17 protein-coding genes are annotated in these 14,060 nt (G+C 64.9%); 13 read left to right on the forward strand and 4 right to left on the reverse strand.

The features are described from left to right. Window positions 1–14 precede the first annotated feature (14 nt). On the reverse strand, window positions 15–821 hold the full coding sequence (locus tag SVXhr_RS11900) for an aldo/keto reductase (RefSeq protein ID WP_275737411.1): 807 nt from the start codon (window positions 819–821) through the stop codon (window positions 15–17). A gap of 134 nt (window positions 822–955) precedes the next feature. On the opposite strand from SVXhr_RS11900, the gene SVXhr_RS11905 reads away from it, so the two are divergent. Together SVXhr_RS11905 and SVXhr_RS11910 are read left to right on the forward strand one after the other, a co-directional pair. Then, window positions 956–1,834, forward strand: coding sequence for an MBL fold metallo-hydrolase (locus SVXhr_RS11905; RefSeq protein ID WP_275737412.1), 879 nt, complete (start codon window positions 956–958; stop codon window positions 1,832–1,834). A 52-nt stretch (window positions 1,835–1,886) separates the two neighbouring features. Then, window positions 1,887–2,099, forward strand: a complete 213-nt coding sequence (locus SVXhr_RS11910) for a hypothetical protein (RefSeq protein WP_275737413.1) — start codon at window positions 1,887–1,889, stop codon at window positions 2,097–2,099. A 15-nt stretch (window positions 2,100–2,114) separates the two neighbouring features. On the opposite strand, the gene SVXhr_RS11915 is transcribed toward SVXhr_RS11910, so the two are convergent. Further along, window positions 2,115–3,083 (reverse strand): DUF5787 family protein, encoded by a 969-nt coding sequence (locus SVXhr_RS11915; RefSeq protein WP_275737414.1) that lies wholly within the window; start codon window positions 3,081–3,083, stop codon window positions 2,115–2,117. Window positions 3,084–3,210: 127 nt separating this feature from the next. Here SVXhr_RS11915 and SVXhr_RS11920 point away from each other — a divergent pair, with 127 nt between their 5' ends. From SVXhr_RS11920 to SVXhr_RS11945, 6 genes are all read left to right on the forward strand, one after another. Beyond that, window positions 3,211–3,762, forward strand: coding sequence for a mechanosensitive ion channel domain-containing protein (locus SVXhr_RS11920; RefSeq protein ID WP_275737415.1), 552 nt, complete (start codon window positions 3,211–3,213; stop codon window positions 3,760–3,762). A 130-nt stretch (window positions 3,763–3,892) separates the two neighbouring features. Continuing rightward, complete coding sequence (locus SVXhr_RS11925; protein WP_275737416.1) at window positions 3,893–5,128, forward strand: translation initiation factor IF-2 subunit gamma; 1,236 nt, start codon at window positions 3,893–3,895, stop codon at window positions 5,126–5,128. After that, a complete protein-coding gene (locus tag SVXhr_RS11930; RefSeq protein ID WP_275737417.1) occupies window positions 5,125–5,499 on the forward strand; it encodes a PIN domain-containing protein in 375 nt (124 codons plus the stop codon). The genes SVXhr_RS11925 and SVXhr_RS11930 overlap by 4 nt, the downstream gene beginning before the upstream one ends. A gap of 1 nt (window position 5,500) precedes the next feature. After that, complete coding sequence (locus SVXhr_RS11935; protein ID WP_275737418.1) at window positions 5,501–6,070, forward strand: DNA-directed RNA polymerase; 570 nt, start codon at window positions 5,501–5,503, stop codon at window positions 6,068–6,070. Beyond that, window positions 6,067–6,267 carry a transcription elongation factor subunit Spt4 gene (gene spt4, locus SVXhr_RS11940; RefSeq protein WP_345799513.1) on the forward strand — a complete coding sequence of 67 codons (201 nt, stop codon included), beginning with the start codon at window positions 6,067–6,069 and terminating at the stop codon, window positions 6,265–6,267. The genes SVXhr_RS11935 and spt4 overlap by 4 nt, the downstream gene beginning before the upstream one ends. A 3-nt stretch (window positions 6,268–6,270) precedes the next feature. Then, window positions 6,271–6,882 carry a GTP-dependent dephospho-CoA kinase family protein gene (locus SVXhr_RS11945; protein WP_275737420.1) on the forward strand — a complete coding sequence of 204 codons (612 nt, stop codon included), beginning with the start codon at window positions 6,271–6,273 and terminating at the stop codon, window positions 6,880–6,882. Between the two features lie 21 nt (window positions 6,883–6,903). Here the strand turns inward: SVXhr_RS11945 and SVXhr_RS11950 are convergent, their stop codons facing one another. Beyond that, window positions 6,904–8,310, reverse strand: a complete 1,407-nt coding sequence (locus SVXhr_RS11950; protein WP_275737421.1) for a PAS domain-containing sensor histidine kinase — start codon at window positions 8,308–8,310, stop codon at window positions 6,904–6,906. Between the two features lie 380 nt (window positions 8,311–8,690). On the opposite strand from SVXhr_RS11950, the gene SVXhr_RS11955 reads away from it, so the two are divergent. The 4 genes from SVXhr_RS11955 (at window position 8,691) to SVXhr_RS11970 (ending at window position 12,245) form a co-directional block, all read left to right on the forward strand. After that, window positions 8,691–9,470, forward strand: coding sequence for an electron transfer flavoprotein subunit beta/FixA family protein (locus SVXhr_RS11955; RefSeq protein WP_275737422.1), 780 nt, complete (start codon window positions 8,691–8,693; stop codon window positions 9,468–9,470). Continuing rightward, window positions 9,471–10,514, forward strand: a complete 1,044-nt coding sequence (locus SVXhr_RS11960; RefSeq protein ID WP_275737423.1) for an electron transfer flavoprotein subunit alpha/FixB family protein — start codon at window positions 9,471–9,473, stop codon at window positions 10,512–10,514. A 68-nt stretch (window positions 10,515–10,582) separates the two neighbouring features. Then, complete coding sequence (locus tag SVXhr_RS11965; protein WP_345799514.1) at window positions 10,583–11,923, forward strand: FAD-dependent oxidoreductase; 1,341 nt, start codon at window positions 10,583–10,585, stop codon at window positions 11,921–11,923. Between the two features lie 4 nt (window positions 11,924–11,927). Then, window positions 11,928–12,245, forward strand: a complete 318-nt coding sequence (locus SVXhr_RS11970) for a 4Fe-4S dicluster domain-containing protein (protein WP_275737425.1) — start codon at window positions 11,928–11,930, stop codon at window positions 12,243–12,245. Window positions 12,246–12,297: 52 nt separating this feature from the next. Here the strand turns inward: SVXhr_RS11970 and SVXhr_RS11975 are convergent, their stop codons facing one another. Beyond that, complete coding sequence (locus tag SVXhr_RS11975) at window positions 12,298–12,924, reverse strand: hypothetical protein (protein ID WP_275737426.1); 627 nt, start codon at window positions 12,922–12,924, stop codon at window positions 12,298–12,300. A gap of 266 nt (window positions 12,925–13,190) precedes the next feature. Here SVXhr_RS11975 and SVXhr_RS11980 point away from each other — a divergent pair, with 266 nt between their 5' ends. Then, window positions 13,191–14,048, forward strand: coding sequence for a DUF6159 family protein (locus SVXhr_RS11980; protein WP_275737427.1), 858 nt, complete (start codon window positions 13,191–13,193; stop codon window positions 14,046–14,048). Window positions 14,049–14,060 lie beyond the last annotated feature (12 nt).

Genomic DNA, 14,060 nt, shown 5'->3' on the forward strand with positions numbered 1-14,060 from the left:
TCGCTTCCAATACCCTACTGATTCCAGGGGGCGAAATCGGGGTCGATGACGCGGTGTTCCCGATCGATGGCATCGATCGCCGCGATATCTTCGTCGTCGAGAGACAACTCGACGGCTTCAAGATTGGCCGCCAGATGCTCGCGGCTGCTGGCTTTCGGGATCGGGACGACGTTCTCCTTCGCATCGAGCCACGCGAGGCTGACCGCGGCCGGGGAGACGCCGTGTTTCTCGGCGATCTCACGGATCGTCGGGTCCTCGAACACTTCGCCCTGGGCGAGCGGCGAGTACGCGACCAGCCAGTGGTCGTGCTCGCGGGCGTCCTCCCGAAGGCGGTCCTGCTGGAGCAGCGGGTGACACTCGACCTGGTGGGCAGTGATCGGGACGTCCAGAATCTCCCGGGCCTCCTCGAGCAACTCCGGCGTGAAATTCGACAAGCCAATATTCTTGATCGTGCCTTCGTCGTGGAGTTGTTCGAGGGCAGCGAGCGTCTCTTCGGCGTCGTAGGTGTGGGTCGGCCAGTGGACGTACAGGAGATCGAGAAAGTCGGTTTCGAGTCGATCGAGACTCGCCTTCGTCGACGTGAGAACATCCTCGCGGGCGAGATTCTCGGGATCGACCTTGGTCGCGAGGAAGACGGCATCGCGATCGACCGACGAAGTGGCGATCCCCTCGCCGACGTACTGTTCGTTGTCGTATCCCTGGGCCGTATCGACGTGACGATATCCGACGTCAAGCGCCGTCAGGACGTTCTCGACCCACTGCTCGCGGTTTTCGTCCGAGTAGGTGCCGAGACCGGGGACGGGCACTGTGGCAGGTGGCATCGGCCTGAATTGGCGGCGTGTCGTCTTCGGTCTGGCGGTCGCGACGGGGACAGCGTGTCGCCGACGGTCCAACCGGCGAGCGTTGCCCACCGGGACCGTCACATCCTTAGCCGACCGCCGCTACGCTCCCGTCGATGGAAGTCACGCTGCTCGGGACCGGCGATACGACCGGGACGCCGACGGTCGGGTGTGGGTGTGACGTCTGTGAGCAGGCGCGCGATCCTGATGACGCCCTCCGTGAGCAGTTGCGCGACCGCGGCGTCGAGGTCGGCGATCGTGGCGTCGAGCGGACCCGCTTTTCGGTCCACGTCCGCAACGAGCGCACCGACGAGACGCTGCTGATCGACGCGAGTCCCGACTTCCGGACCCAGTTCCTCCGGGAAGACCTCGACGCTCCCGACGCCGCGGTGATCTCCCACGTCCACTTCGACCACCTCGACGGGCTGGGCAACTTCTATCGCCTGACGCGGGACATGCCAGTCTACGCAGCCGGCGAGGTTGACCCCGCGACCGGGCAAAGCGTCGCCCAGAGCGTCCGCGAGCGCTACGACTACCTCGACGTGATCGACGTCAAGGCTCGCGATCCATTCGAACCGTTCCGGGTCGCCGGCCTCGACGTCACGCTCGTGCCCGTCGATCACCCGCCGCTTGCGTGTTACGGCCTCGTAGTCGAGGATCCCGTGACGGGCACGAAGCTCTCGCTGTCGGGCGATACGAGTTACGAGGTTCCCCAAGAGAGCCGGGACACCCTCGCCGGGGCCGACCTGTTGCTCGTCGACGGCATCCTCCCGGCCGACCGGTGTGACACCCACCCGGCCGGCGGGTCACACCACGACGACGAGGGCGTGCCGATGACCTACGGGAGCAAGCACATGACCATCGAGGGGGCTCAGCGCTTGAGCGAGGAACTCGACGCCGGCGAGTTGCGGATCGTCCACCTCTCGCACTACCTGCCGGTCGAGACGGCCTTCGATCAGCCGCTTGCAGTCGACGGCGAGCGGTTCGTGCTGTGAGAAGGAGTCCGCCGACGCCCAACAACTATGTGCTGGCGGGCGAAGGGCCCGCATGGACCTCGATCCGGCGTCGTTGAGTGATGTTCCGGCGGAGAACCCAGCCGTTGCAGTCACGATCAGTGCCGTCGTCGCCACTGTCGTCTACCTCGCGATCCAACTGGTGATGGATGGGTCGATCAACCCCGTCGAAACAGCGGCGTTCGTCATCGTTTTCACCGGGGTCTACGCCGCATTCCTGTACCTGCGACGGGAGATCCAGGAGTAGGCCAGGAGCGAAGCCCTACTCGAAGCGATCGAGGCCGGCCTGTCGACGCTGTCGGCCAGCCGGATCGTGGACCCAGGGCGACTGCAAATCGCGGACGGCCTCGACATCGACCGCCGGCGGATCGGCGGACTCGTAGCCCGGGCAGGACTCCCCGCAGTCCTCGACAGGGTTGACGATCCGGTCGTGATAGGCGCAGTACGGCACCGCGGCGGCCGTCTCGGCACCGTCGGGATCACACCGGGTACACGCCGGCCAGGCGAAGGTCCGCCAGCCCTTGCCGTAAGCCCGTTCGGCGAGCCGCCGGCGAGCCCGGGCCTTCACCGCGGGATCGACCGGCCGCACGGCGGCCTGGCCGGCCTCGCGTTCGATCACTTCAAGGCCCCACTCGTCGGTCGGCAGCGATGTCGGCTCCCGCAGCACCTCACGCTCGCCGGTCTCGGGGTCGAACCGCCAGATCCCGACTTCATCGGGAAGGCGATTGCGGTGTGCGCCGGTGACGTGGGAGGCCGTCGCCAGAATGACTTCGTCGAAGAGGCCGAGCGAAACGTCGATCCGGAGTTGGGTCTGGAGGTCGCCCGGCCGGTCGAGGTCGGGCTTGTTCTCGATGCCGACCAGACGGTCGAACCACGCGTCGGGATAGCGAGCGACCTGCCGGACGTACCGATCACCCGATCGGCGCTCGGACTCGAAGAAGCCGGCGTCGACTGCGCGGTCGGCGATCCGGTGGCGCTCGTCGGGCCGGCGGTCGGGAAAGACGTCCCGGAGCGGCCTGGCCTGGCCGGGGCCGACCGGCGATTCGATGGCCGCCGGCGGGATGGTCTCGTCGGTGATCGCGGCTCGCTGGTCGAACCCGGGACCCGGATCGACGGCCACGATATCCGCGATACGCCGGCCGTGGACGTGCGCACCGAGCTGACGGGCGAGCAGCCGCTCGCTGTCCTCCAAAGCCCCACACAGCGCGAGTTCGAAGCCGTACTCCCGCACGGGTGACTTTCGGGTGGCGAGGCACAAGAGCGTCCCGGCCGGCGAGGCGGGACGGGGCTGGCGGTGGTGTGCCAGCCAGCTATCACCGGGCAGTAGCGTTTTACCGCCCGACGCCGATCCGCGTCACATGGCCACAGTACTCGCGGTCGGGGTGATCGAGACAATGATCGAATCGTTCCAGGCGGACGTCGTCGGCGCGATCCCACGGGCGCTCTCCGGACTGGTGTTTCTCACGGTCGCGTATGTCGGGATCAAACTCGTCACGACAGTCGTCCGGTCGGTCCTCGAACGGGTGTATCCCACCGATCAGCGTCTCATCGTCGACTTTCTCCTGCTCGTCGTGGGGACGTTTCTGTGGTTCGGGGCCGGCCTGGCGCTGTTGAACGTCCTCGGCCTGGGGAACGTCGCGGCGAGTCTCGGGACTGCCGCCGGCTTCATCGGGCTGGGCGTCTCGTATGCGCTCTCGAACATGATCGCCGACACTGTCGCCGGCGTCTACCTGTTCAAGGACCCGGACTTCAACAAGGGCGACACCGTGACGACCGCCTCGACGACGGGGACTGTCACGGACATCGGCCTCCGGAAGAGTCGGCTCCGGACCGACGACGGGTTGGTCGTCCTCGCCAACCGCAACGTCGAGTCCGGTTGGACGTGCCGATCCGGTCCGGACGAGGAGTAAGGGGCCGCCATCGGGCGCTTCGTGACGGCGATTTCGAAGTGACGAATTTCCCGCTGCGCCGGACCAGCGGGCCGAGAACAGTACCTTTATGACTGCCAGGCGGGAAAGATCGGTCACGATTACTCTGGAGATGACAGGAAACAACGGACACCCGGAGGTGAACATCGGACTCGTCGGGCACGTCGACCACGGGAAGACGACGCTCGTCGAGGCTCTCAGCGGGGAGTGGACGGATCAGCACTCTGAGGAGATGAAACGCGGGATTTCGATCCGGCTGGGATACGCCGACGCGACGTTCCGGCGCTGTCCGGAGTGTGAGGACTCCGCGGCGTACACCGTCGCCGAGGAGTGTCCCGAACACGACGTCGAGACCGACGTCCTGCGGACGGTCTCGTTCGTCGATGCGCCCGGCCACGAGACGCTGATGGCGACGATGCTCGCCGGCGCGGCCATCATGGACGGGGCCGTCCTGGTCATCTCGGCGACCGAAGACGTCCCCCAGGCACAGACCGAGGAGCACCTGATGGCGCTTGACATCATCGGGATCGACAACATCGTCGTCGCCCAGAACAAGGTCGATCTGGTCGACGCCGACCAAGCGCGACGGAACTACGAGCAGATTCAGGACTTCATCGAAGGCACCGTCGCCGAGGACGCGCCGATCGTCCCGATCAGTGCGGGCCAGAACGTCAACATGGACCTGCTCATCGAGGCCGTCGAGGAGGAGATCCCGACGGAGGACCGGGATCTCGATGCCGATGCCGAGATGCTCGTCGCCCGGAGTTTCGACATCAATCGCCCGGGGACGACCTGGGACTCGCTGTCGGGCGGCGTGCTGGGCGGGAGTCTCGCCCAGGGCAGCCTCGAAGGTGACGACGAGATCGAACTCCGACCTGGTCGAGAAGTCGAGGAGGGCGGCCAGACGGAGTGGCGACCCGTCAAGACGACGGTCCGGTCGCTGCAGGCCGGCGGCGAGGGCGTCGATGAGGTGACGCCCGGCGGGCTATTGGGCGTCGGAACCGGACTCGATCCCTCGCTGACGAAGGGTGACGCGCTGGCGGGACAGATCGCCGGCCCGCCCGGCACGCTCCCCCCAGTCCAGGAGGAGTTCACGATGGACATCCAGTTGCTCGACCGGATCGTCGCCGAGGACACCGACGAGGTCGAGGAGATCTCGACGGGCGAGCCGCTCATGCTCACGATCGGGACGGCGACGACCGTCGGGTCGGTCACGAGTGCCCGCGACGGCGAGGCCGAAGTGGCGCTGAAACGGCCGGTGTGTGCCCGCGAAGGGGCGAAGATCGCGATCAATCGCCGGATCGGCGCACGCTGGCGGCTGATCGGCGTCGGGACGCTCCGTGAATGACTGCGGTGCTTGATACCAACGCACTGATGATGCCGGTCGAATGTAACGTCCGCGTCTTCGAGGAACTCGATCGGGTGATCGGCGAGACGGACCTGGTCGTCCCCGAGGCGGTCGTGGCGGAACTCGATCGGTTGTCCGACGGTGGCGGCGAGGAGGCGACGGCGGCGAGCGTCGGTCGCGACCTCGTCGAGCGGTGTCGGGTCGTCGATCACGACGCGACCAATGCCGACGATGCGGTGCTGGAACTCGCCCGCGAATTAGAGGCTTACGCGGTCACCAACGACGGGCCGCTCCGCGAGGCTCTCCTCGCTGCGGACGTTCCAGTAATTGGTTTAAGGGGCCGGAACAAACTCGCGATCACTCAACCATAACATGTACAAACGGGTTCGATTGCGCGACACGGTCGAGGTACCGCCCGAGCATCTGGCAGACGTGACGCCGGGGCTCGTGAAACGACTGCTACAGGAGAAACTCGAAGGCCGCATGGACGAGGATGTCGGCAGCATCGTCAGCGTCACCGAGGTCCACGACATCGGCGAGGGGGCGGTCGTCCCCAACGAGCCCGGCGTCTACTACGTGGCCGAGTTCGACGCCCTCACCTTCGATCCCCAGATGCAGGAGGTCGTCGACGGCGAGGTCGTCGAGGTCGTCAACTTCGGCGCGTTCGTCGGGATCGGCCCGGTCGACGGACTCCTCCACGTCTCTCAGATCTCCGACGAGTACCTGGCCTACGATGGCGAAAACCAGCAACTCGCCTCCCGGGATTCAAACCGGACGCTCACGGTCGGGGACTCGGTGCGCGCCCGGATCGTCACCAAGTCCATCGACGAGCGCAACCCCCGGGATTCGAAGATCGGCCTGACGGCCAAGCAGGTCGGCCTGGGCAAACACGGCTGGCTCGACGAGGAGCGCAAGGCACGCGCGGAGACGGGTGAGAGCTGATGGCCGATCGGTACGTCTGCCGGGAGTGTCATCGGGTGCAGGACAACCCGGAGGCCGACGTCTGCCAGGGCTGTGGGTCGAGTTCGCTCACCGAAGACTGGGCCGGCTACGTCATCATCACCCACCCCGAGGAGAGCGAGATCGCCGCGGAGATGGAAGTCACCGAACCCGGCAAGTACGCGCTGAAGGTTCGATAGACCGTGTCGGAGGAGCCATCGACGCCGCCTGCGGGCGAGTCGGCCGACCTGGAGGGAGAGATCGTTCTCTCCCTGCCCGAGTCCCAACGAAGTGCGCTGAAAGACCCCTTTGGCCCCGTTTTCACGGACGCCGAGTCGTTGCTGGCGCAGGCGGGCGACCCCCTGATCGCGGTCGGTGACATCGTCACCTATCATCTGCTCGAGGCGGGCCGACCGCCGGACGTGTCACTGATCGACGAGCGAACCGAACGGAGTGCCGTCGATGCCGAGATCAGAGAGCGGATCGTCGGCTGTGATCCAGGCGAGGACTGGTACGACCACCGGATTCACATCGAGAACCCGCCCGGAACGTTGACCGCTGGCCTGCTTGAAGCACTGGTCGAGGCACTCAGCCGCGAGAAACCGTCGACCATCGTCGTTGTCGACGGCGAAGAGGATCTCGCGACAGTGCCGGCAATGGTGCTCACCCCGCCCGGTGGAAGCGTCGTCTATGGCCAGCCGGGCGAGGGCATGGTCCACGTCGCCGTCGACGCGGAGATGGCCGACCGTGCGCGGTCGATCCTCTCGCGGATGGACGGCGATCACGACCGGGCGCTGGAGTTACTCGGCGTCTAGACCGGACACGGGGACCGACGACTAGGCCTCGAAGTGCCTGACGCCGTGAAACTCGAAGCGTGCGCCCCCGTCCTCGTTGTCAGTGAGTTCGATCGTCCAGTTGTGGGCGTCGGCAATGGTCGCGATGAGCGCCAGTCCAAGCGTCGAGGTATCCGACCCCGAAAGGCCCGGCTGAAAGACCGCCTCGTGCTGGTCGGCCGGGATGCCGATGCCGTCGTCGGCCACAAAGAACCCCTCGTCGTCGGACAGCGCACCGACCGTGATCGTGATGTCGTCGGTTCCGTCACGGCCGTGTTCGATCGCGTTTGCAAACAGGTGATCGAGCAACAGCCGAAGTCGACCGGGATCGACGTAGATCCTCGCGTCGGTCGATACCTGGAGTGTCGCACCGTCGCATTCGTGGTTCGCCCAGACGTCCCGGGCGATTTCAGCGAGGGGGACGTGATCGAGATCCGTCGCGGGTTCGCCCTGCCGCATCACGGTGATGATGTCGGCGACGAGAGCGTCGATACGATCGAGTGCGCGCTCGACGGCGGCGAACTGATCGGTCTCGTCGGTTTCCCGGGCGACCTCCAGCCGGCCCATCGCCACCGAAAGCGGGTTCCTGATGTCGTGACTCACCATCGTCGCGAGGCGTCTGAGCCGCTCGTTTTGTCGCTGTAATTGGCGTTCGTACTGCTTGCGCTCGGTGATGTCCTGGGTCACGCCGACGGTTCCGACGATCGCCCCGTTCCGGTCGTACCAGGGGACTTTCGTCGACATGACGGTCGTTCCGACGCCGTGCTCCCCATATGACGCCTGGACGCGCTGCTCGACGGACTCACCGGTCTCGATGACGGCCTGTTGGTCCTCGGTACTCTCGGCGGCGAGCCCAGACGAGTACAGGTCGAAGTCAGTCTTCCCGACGATGTCGTCCGGATGGTGGTGACGCTTTCCCTCCGGGTTCTCGATGTACGGCGGGCCGATCATGTCGAGCAACGCATCGCTGACAGCGACGTGGCGACCCTTGCGGTCCTTGACGTACACCGACATCGGGACGTTCGCGAGCAGCGAGTCGAGTATCGACTGCTCACGGCGAGTCGTGACGTGTTCGTCCACGAGGGATGCGAGTTCCGAAAGCAACTCGACGCGGTCGACGTCCGGCGGCACCGTGAACTGACTCGTCGCCCCGTCGGGAGCCACCGCATCCAGCGCCGGCAGTTGCCCGACGGTGACGACGATGATCGGGACCGAGCCGACGCGATCCTGGATCTCGTCGATCCACCTGCTGACATCGGTGTCCGTGTCTGTTTCGACGACGACACAGTCGACCGAAACCCCATCGGCTGCCGCCGAGCGAACAGTCTCCCAGGACCGGAGGACGAACGGGCGGTCGGACCCGTTCCACCGCTCTACCAGTGTCTCGGCAGCCGGCCCACGATAACCCACGACTGGCGCGTCGTTCAGCACCGACGTAGCGGATGACAGGACACCACCACCTGATTACCAACTGTAGTGTAGGTCCCTGTTTAACCCTTCTGGCAGGATTGCGTGGGTCGGGGGCTGATATTGTGACATGGGAACGACCGGCGACACGAAAGTGACCCAAATATACGGGGATATCGGTTCAAGGATGCATCACGAAAACATGAATAAAAAAGTCCGTGATGCATTCCGGGCTTGTCGATAAAGAAGTCGTGATGCATCACGAGATCGGTCACAGGCCGTTTTCACGCGCTGGGAATAGCGCTGTCATTTACTATCGTTAGGATCCCTTCTCCCGGTGTGAACCGAATCGCAATCCCACTATATAGGGGGTCAAAGCAGAGATGACCGACGGCTGGAACATCGTCGTCTGCGTCAAGCAAGTGCCTGATGCCGCGGAGGTTTCGATCGATCCCGACACGGGGATCCTCAACCGAGCGGACGCGGAGGCAGTGATGAACGCGCCGGACTACAACGCCGTCGAGGCGGCCCTGGAGGTCCGTGACGAAGTCGGCGGCACGGTCACGGCCCTCACGATGGGGCCGGCAAGTGCCCACGAAGTCCTTCGTGGGGCTGTCGCGATGGGTGCCGACGACGCCGTGTTGCTGACCGATCGGGCCTTCGGCGGCAGCGACACCTGGCCGACGAGCCTCGCACTGGCCCGGGCAGCCGAGGAGCTCGATGCCGACGTCGTCTTCGGCGGCGAGGAAACCACCGACTCCTCGACCGGGCAGGTCCCGCCGGGGATCGCCGCCCACAACGACTGGGCCCAACTCACCTACGTCGAGGACCTCGAACCCCGCCCCGACGAGGACCAGCTGGTCGCGAAACGCGACGTCGAGGGCGGCTACGAGCGAGTCGCCGCCGATCTTCCGGTGGTCGTCGCCATGGAGTTCGGCGAGAACCAGCCCCGGACGGCGGGGCTCCACCGGAAGATCTACGCCGAGACCGACTTCGAGCCGGTCGAGTGGTCAGCCGCCGATATCGACGTCGAAGACGAGGTGGGCCTGGCCGTCTCGCCGACGCAGGTCGGCGGGATGGCGACCGCCGAGCCGGTCCCGCGCGAACAGGAAAAGGTCGACGACGTCGAAGAGATCGCCGACCGCATCGCGGAGGTGCTCTAAATGGCCGCTGGAGCGAACGCCGATACGGCTGCCGAGGTCGACGCCCACAGCGACGTCTGGGTGTTCGTCGAACAGCACGACGGCGAGGTCGCGAAGGTCGCCTGGGAGTTGCTCGCGAAGGGGCGGGAGCTCGCTGACCAGAAGGACGAGGACCTGGTCGCGCTCGTCATGGGCGAGGACATTCGCGAGACGGACATCCCACAGCAGGCGATCGCCCGCGGCGCGGACCGCGTCCTGATCGCCGACGATCCGATCTTCGAACCCTATCGCGCTGATCCCTACGGCGAGCAGTTCCGTCACCTCGTCGAGCAGCGCAAGCCGGACATCGCGCTGATCGGCGGGACCCACACCGGCCGGGACTTCGCCGGTCGGGTCGCCGTGCCGACTCATGCCGGCCTGACCGCCGACACGACGGAGTTGGAGATCACCGACGAGCGCTACGAGATGCGCCGCCCCGCCTTCGGCGGGGACGCCCTGGCGACGATCATCTGCCCGAACCACCGTCCACAGATGTCCACCGTTCGCCCCGGCGTCTTCGACACGCCCGAGCCCGACGAAAGCCGGGAAGGGGAGGTCGAGGACGTCGAGACCGTCGTCGGCGAGGACGAAACCCTCACCGAAGTGCTCGAACGCGAGGTCGGCGACGTGGCCGACATCACGGACGCCGAAGTCGTCGTCGCCGGCGGGATGGGGCTGGAGGGGGATTTCGATCCCCTCTGGGAACTTGCGGACCTGCTCGGCGGCGAGGTCGCCGCGACGCGGGAGGCCGTCGAGGAGGGCTGGATCGAACCCGCCCGCCAGGTCGGCCAGACCGGCAAGACCGTCCGGCCGAGACTCTACATCGCCGTCGGGATCTCGGGAGCCATCCAGCACGTTGAGGGGATGGACGACTCCGAAACGGTGATCGCCATCAACAACGACGGCAACGCGCCGATCTTCGAGAACGCCGATTACGGCATCGTCGCCGACTACGCCGAGGTGCTGCCCCAACTTATCGACCTGCTCCGTGAGCGACTCGACGACACACCGGAGGTGTCAGCATGAGTACCGACGCACAATCCGGCGAGGACGCCGGCGTTGAACCCGAACCCAAGGAGAGCGAGGGGCCGCCGATGCCCCAGCCGACGAGCGAGACACCCAACTACGACGGCGAGTTCGACGCCATCGTCGTCGGCGCGGGACTCGCGGGGAGTGCCGCCGCGCTGACGATGGCCGAGGAGGGCCTGGACGTGATCATGCTGGAGCGGGGAAACTCCCCCGGGACGAAAAACGTCTTCGGCGGGATCATGTTCACCCCGCGCATCCGCGAGCTGACGGACTTCGAGGACGCGCCCAAAGAACGGTTCGTCGCCGAGAAGACCTTCTCGATGCTTAGCGAGGAGGGTGACGCCACCGAGGTCTCGATGCAGCCGGCGGCCTGGAAGGAGCAGCCACACAACGACTCCTGGATGGTCCTCCGGGGTGACTTCGACGAGTGGTTCGCCGAGCAGGCCGTCGAGGCCGGCGCGACGCTGCTCACCGAGACGACCGTCACTGATCTCGTTCGCGAGGACGGCACCATCGCGGGCGTCGAGACCGATCGCCCGGACGGACGGCTGCACGCGCCGACGGTCGTCCTCGCCGAGGGGGCTAACTCGCTGGTCAGCGAGGGGGCCGGCCTGGCCAAGCCCCAGGAGCGCAAGGACATCGCCGTCTCCGCGAAGGAGGTCCGAAAATACGACCGCGAGACCATCGAGGATCGCTTCCACCTCACCGACGAGGAGGGCGCGGCGATGCACTACTTCGGCGACGGCGCGGTCGGCGACGCCGTCGGCGGCGGGTTCATCTACACGAACAAGCGCACGCTCGCCATCGGCGTCGTCTACTCGATCGAGGACGCGGTCCACGACGAGCGCACCCCCGACGACGTGCTCGACGACTTCAAATCCCACCCGGCGGTCGCGCCACTGGTGAAAGGCGGCCGGATGGTTGAGTATTCCGCTCACGCGATTCCCGAGGGTGGCCCCGACGCGATGCCCGACCTCGTCCACGACGGGGCCGTGATCACCGGCGACGCCGCCGGATTGGTGCTAAACAACGGCCTGCACCTCGAAGGGACGAACATGGCCGTCGAGAGCGGGTATCACGCCGGAAAAGCGGTCGCCGATGCAGTGGCGTCCGGCCGGACCGATGCCGCGGCCCTCGCCGACTACGAGGACGACCTCACCGACTCGTGGGTGATGGACAACCTGAACCACTACGGGTGGTTCCTCGACGCGGCGGCCGAGGACAAGGAGTTCTTATTCGACGATCTGCCGCGGGCCATCGCCGACGCCGAGACCGACTACTTCCGGATGAACGACGAACCGAAGACCCGCCACACGAAATCCGCCCGCAAGCGCCTCGTCGGCGCGATGGGCGGGTACCTCGGCGCGGCGAAGAAAGCCTGGAAATACCGCAAGATGTTCATCTAGACCAATGAGTGCACAACCCGGAACCCCCGACGTCGAACAGCCATCGATCGAAGACCGCCTCTACACCGTCAAGTACGAGGACCCCGGCGAGTCCCACCTCGACGTGGAACTGGCCGGCATCTGCGAGGAGAAGTGCGTCACCCAGGACTGCGTCTCGGTCTGTCCCGCCAACGTCTGGCGGATGGAGGGTGACGACGGCGTCCCGACCATCGCCTACGAGAACTGCCTGGAATGTGGCAGTTGCCGGTGGGCCTGCTCACATGGCAACGTCGTCTGGGAGTACCCAGAGAACGGCAGCGGCGTCTCCTACAAGTTCGGGTAGGAGCAATCGTTTCAATTCCGGAATGATCGGTGAGAGGGTTCGCTACTGTGGACTACTCAGCATTACCGATGGTTATCCACTCCCACTCCCATGGATCCTGCCACTTGGTGGACCCGATATGACCGGCATAGCAGGCAATCGTATGGAACCCATACTTGATCTGTAAATAGGTCGTGACCTCGTCTTGTGTTGGGTTCCCGCGACCCCATCCATCATTCCCGGCAAAGGTATCGATCTCCATTACTTCAGGCGTCGCCATTCGATGCAGTAATTCGCTGTAATGTTCTTTCCGAAGTTCCTCGATATCGATCCAGTCGACGAGTCGAGTTTCCTCGTCAATACTATCCTCGTACTCCCATCTATCGTGCTCTCTATCGCCCTGTTTTACCTTCTCAACAGGTTTGAGCGAATCTGTATATTTGTACAATGTGGCCCAAGACCGAGAGACTGTATCGTTGTGATCGTATCGGGCAACCCGAGAGATCCCGGGATGGGTCTCACATATCTCGGTGAAGCATTCATCTTCCACCGTGGGCCTGGCCGAAATAGGAGCGACGAGATTTCCCTGCCAGACGACAGCACTCTCGGCATCTAAAATCGGCTGCAAAGACCGGAGGATTGTTTCTGGAGACACCTCCGCATTTCGTAACTCAAACGTTGCAGTCCGATAGTTACTCATTTGGCTCGGACAATGGCGCAACGCTACATATATCATTCCCACCTGATGTATGGTTTATAAAATCAAGCAGGCAATGAAACAGTGAAATCAAGCTACGTCTGGCGATTTACTACGGCCAACAGTGACTATTTACCGAGAATATCCGGCCTGCCATCCACGGTGGGTTATGTGGGAAGTGTCAGACTCACTCCCACCGTGAACGGCGGGATTCTCTCCTCGAAGATAGATAGTTTCATACGACCGACGCGTGAGGAGTCGCCTGAACGATGGGACTCTTCAAACGCATTTCGATCGGGTTCGGACTGGCACGGCGCAGTGGTCGGGTATTGCGGGCACACCCGAATCTGCTTGCGTTCCCGCTGCTGGGTGGGCTCGCCGGCTTGGCGTTCGTCATGACGGTCTTCGGTGGGTTGTTCGTGGCCGATCTCGGATCGGGGGTAGTCATGTACGCCACGCTGTTCGTCGTCTACGTCATCGAGACGTTCATCGCCTCCTTCTTCACGGCGGCGCTGGTCGCCGCGACGCGAGAGACCTTCCGGGGAGAGGAGCCCACGGTCCGGGCAAGTCTGGCCATCGCTTGGGAGAAGCGCTGGCAACTGCTGGCGTGGTCGGTCATCGCGGCGGTCGTCGGGGTGATCATCCGGGGAATCGAAGAGTCGAGTGAGATCGGCGGGACGATCCTGGCAGCGGTGTTTAGTTTCGCCTGGGGCGTCATGACGTACTTCATCGTCCCCGTGATCGTCTTCGAGGAGCCCTCGATCACGGGCATGTTCAAGCAGAGCGGCCGGACGATCAAGCGCACGTGGGGCGAATCCCTCGGGACGCTCTCGGCGATCAGTATCGTCACCGTCCTGCTCGTCCTCGGCGGGTTGGGGGTGGCGGTTGTGACGTTCCTGACAGTCGGCAGCACGGGCCTCCCGGGACTTTTGGCGACAGTCGTGATCGGCGGCGGGGCGGTCCTGCTGGCATTCCTCGTCGGCCAGGCACTGACGGGCGTCGCCAAGACGGCGCTGTACGTCTACGCGACCGAAGAGGAGGCTCCGGAGTTCTTCGAGGATATGGACTTCAGTCAACTTGGCGGCGGGAGTCAACGCTCGGCCGGGATGGCCGGCGGTCGGATCTGAGCGACGACGCGC

The organism is Halorhabdus sp. SVX81 (assembly GCF_029207715.1).
Taxonomy (GTDB): Archaea; Halobacteriota; Halobacteria; order Halobacteriales; family Haloarculaceae; genus Halorhabdus.

Excerpts from the sequence above, each read along its gene's own strand:
- SVXhr_RS11935 (WP_275737418.1), top strand. The coding sequence starts at position 5,501 with ATGTACAAACGGGTTCGATTGCGCGACACGGTCGAGGTACCGCCCGAG.
- SVXhr_RS11910 (WP_275737413.1), top strand. The coding sequence starts at position 1,887 with ATGGACCTCGATCCGGCGTCGTTGAGTGATGTTCCGGCGGAGAACCCA.
- SVXhr_RS11905 (WP_275737412.1), top strand. The coding sequence starts at position 956 with ATGGAAGTCACGCTGCTCGGGACCGGCGATACGACCGGGACGCCGACG.
- SVXhr_RS11955 (WP_275737422.1), top strand. The coding sequence starts at position 8,691 with ATGACCGACGGCTGGAACATCGTCGTCTGCGTCAAGCAAGTGCCTGAT.
- SVXhr_RS11920 (WP_275737415.1), top strand. The coding sequence starts at position 3,211 with ATGGCCACAGTACTCGCGGTCGGGGTGATCGAGACAATGATCGAATCG.
- SVXhr_RS11925 (WP_275737416.1), top strand. The coding sequence starts at position 3,893 with ATGACAGGAAACAACGGACACCCGGAGGTGAACATCGGACTCGTCGGG.
- SVXhr_RS11980 (WP_275737427.1), top strand. The coding sequence starts at position 13,191 with ATGGGACTCTTCAAACGCATTTCGATCGGGTTCGGACTGGCACGGCGC.
- SVXhr_RS11970 (WP_275737425.1), top strand. The coding sequence starts at position 11,928 with ATGAGTGCACAACCCGGAACCCCCGACGTCGAACAGCCATCGATCGAA.
- SVXhr_RS11930 (WP_275737417.1), top strand. The coding sequence starts at position 5,125 with ATGACTGCGGTGCTTGATACCAACGCACTGATGATGCCGGTCGAATGT.
- SVXhr_RS11900 (WP_275737411.1), bottom strand. The coding sequence starts at position 821 with ATGCCACCTGCCACAGTGCCCGTCCCCGGTCTCGGCACCTACTCGGAC.
- SVXhr_RS11965 (WP_345799514.1), top strand. The coding sequence starts at position 10,583 with ATGCCCCAGCCGACGAGCGAGACACCCAACTACGACGGCGAGTTCGAC.
- SVXhr_RS11960 (WP_275737423.1), top strand. The coding sequence starts at position 9,471 with ATGGCCGCTGGAGCGAACGCCGATACGGCTGCCGAGGTCGACGCCCAC.
- SVXhr_RS11975 (WP_275737426.1), bottom strand. The coding sequence starts at position 12,924 with ATGAGTAACTATCGGACTGCAACGTTTGAGTTACGAAATGCGGAGGTG.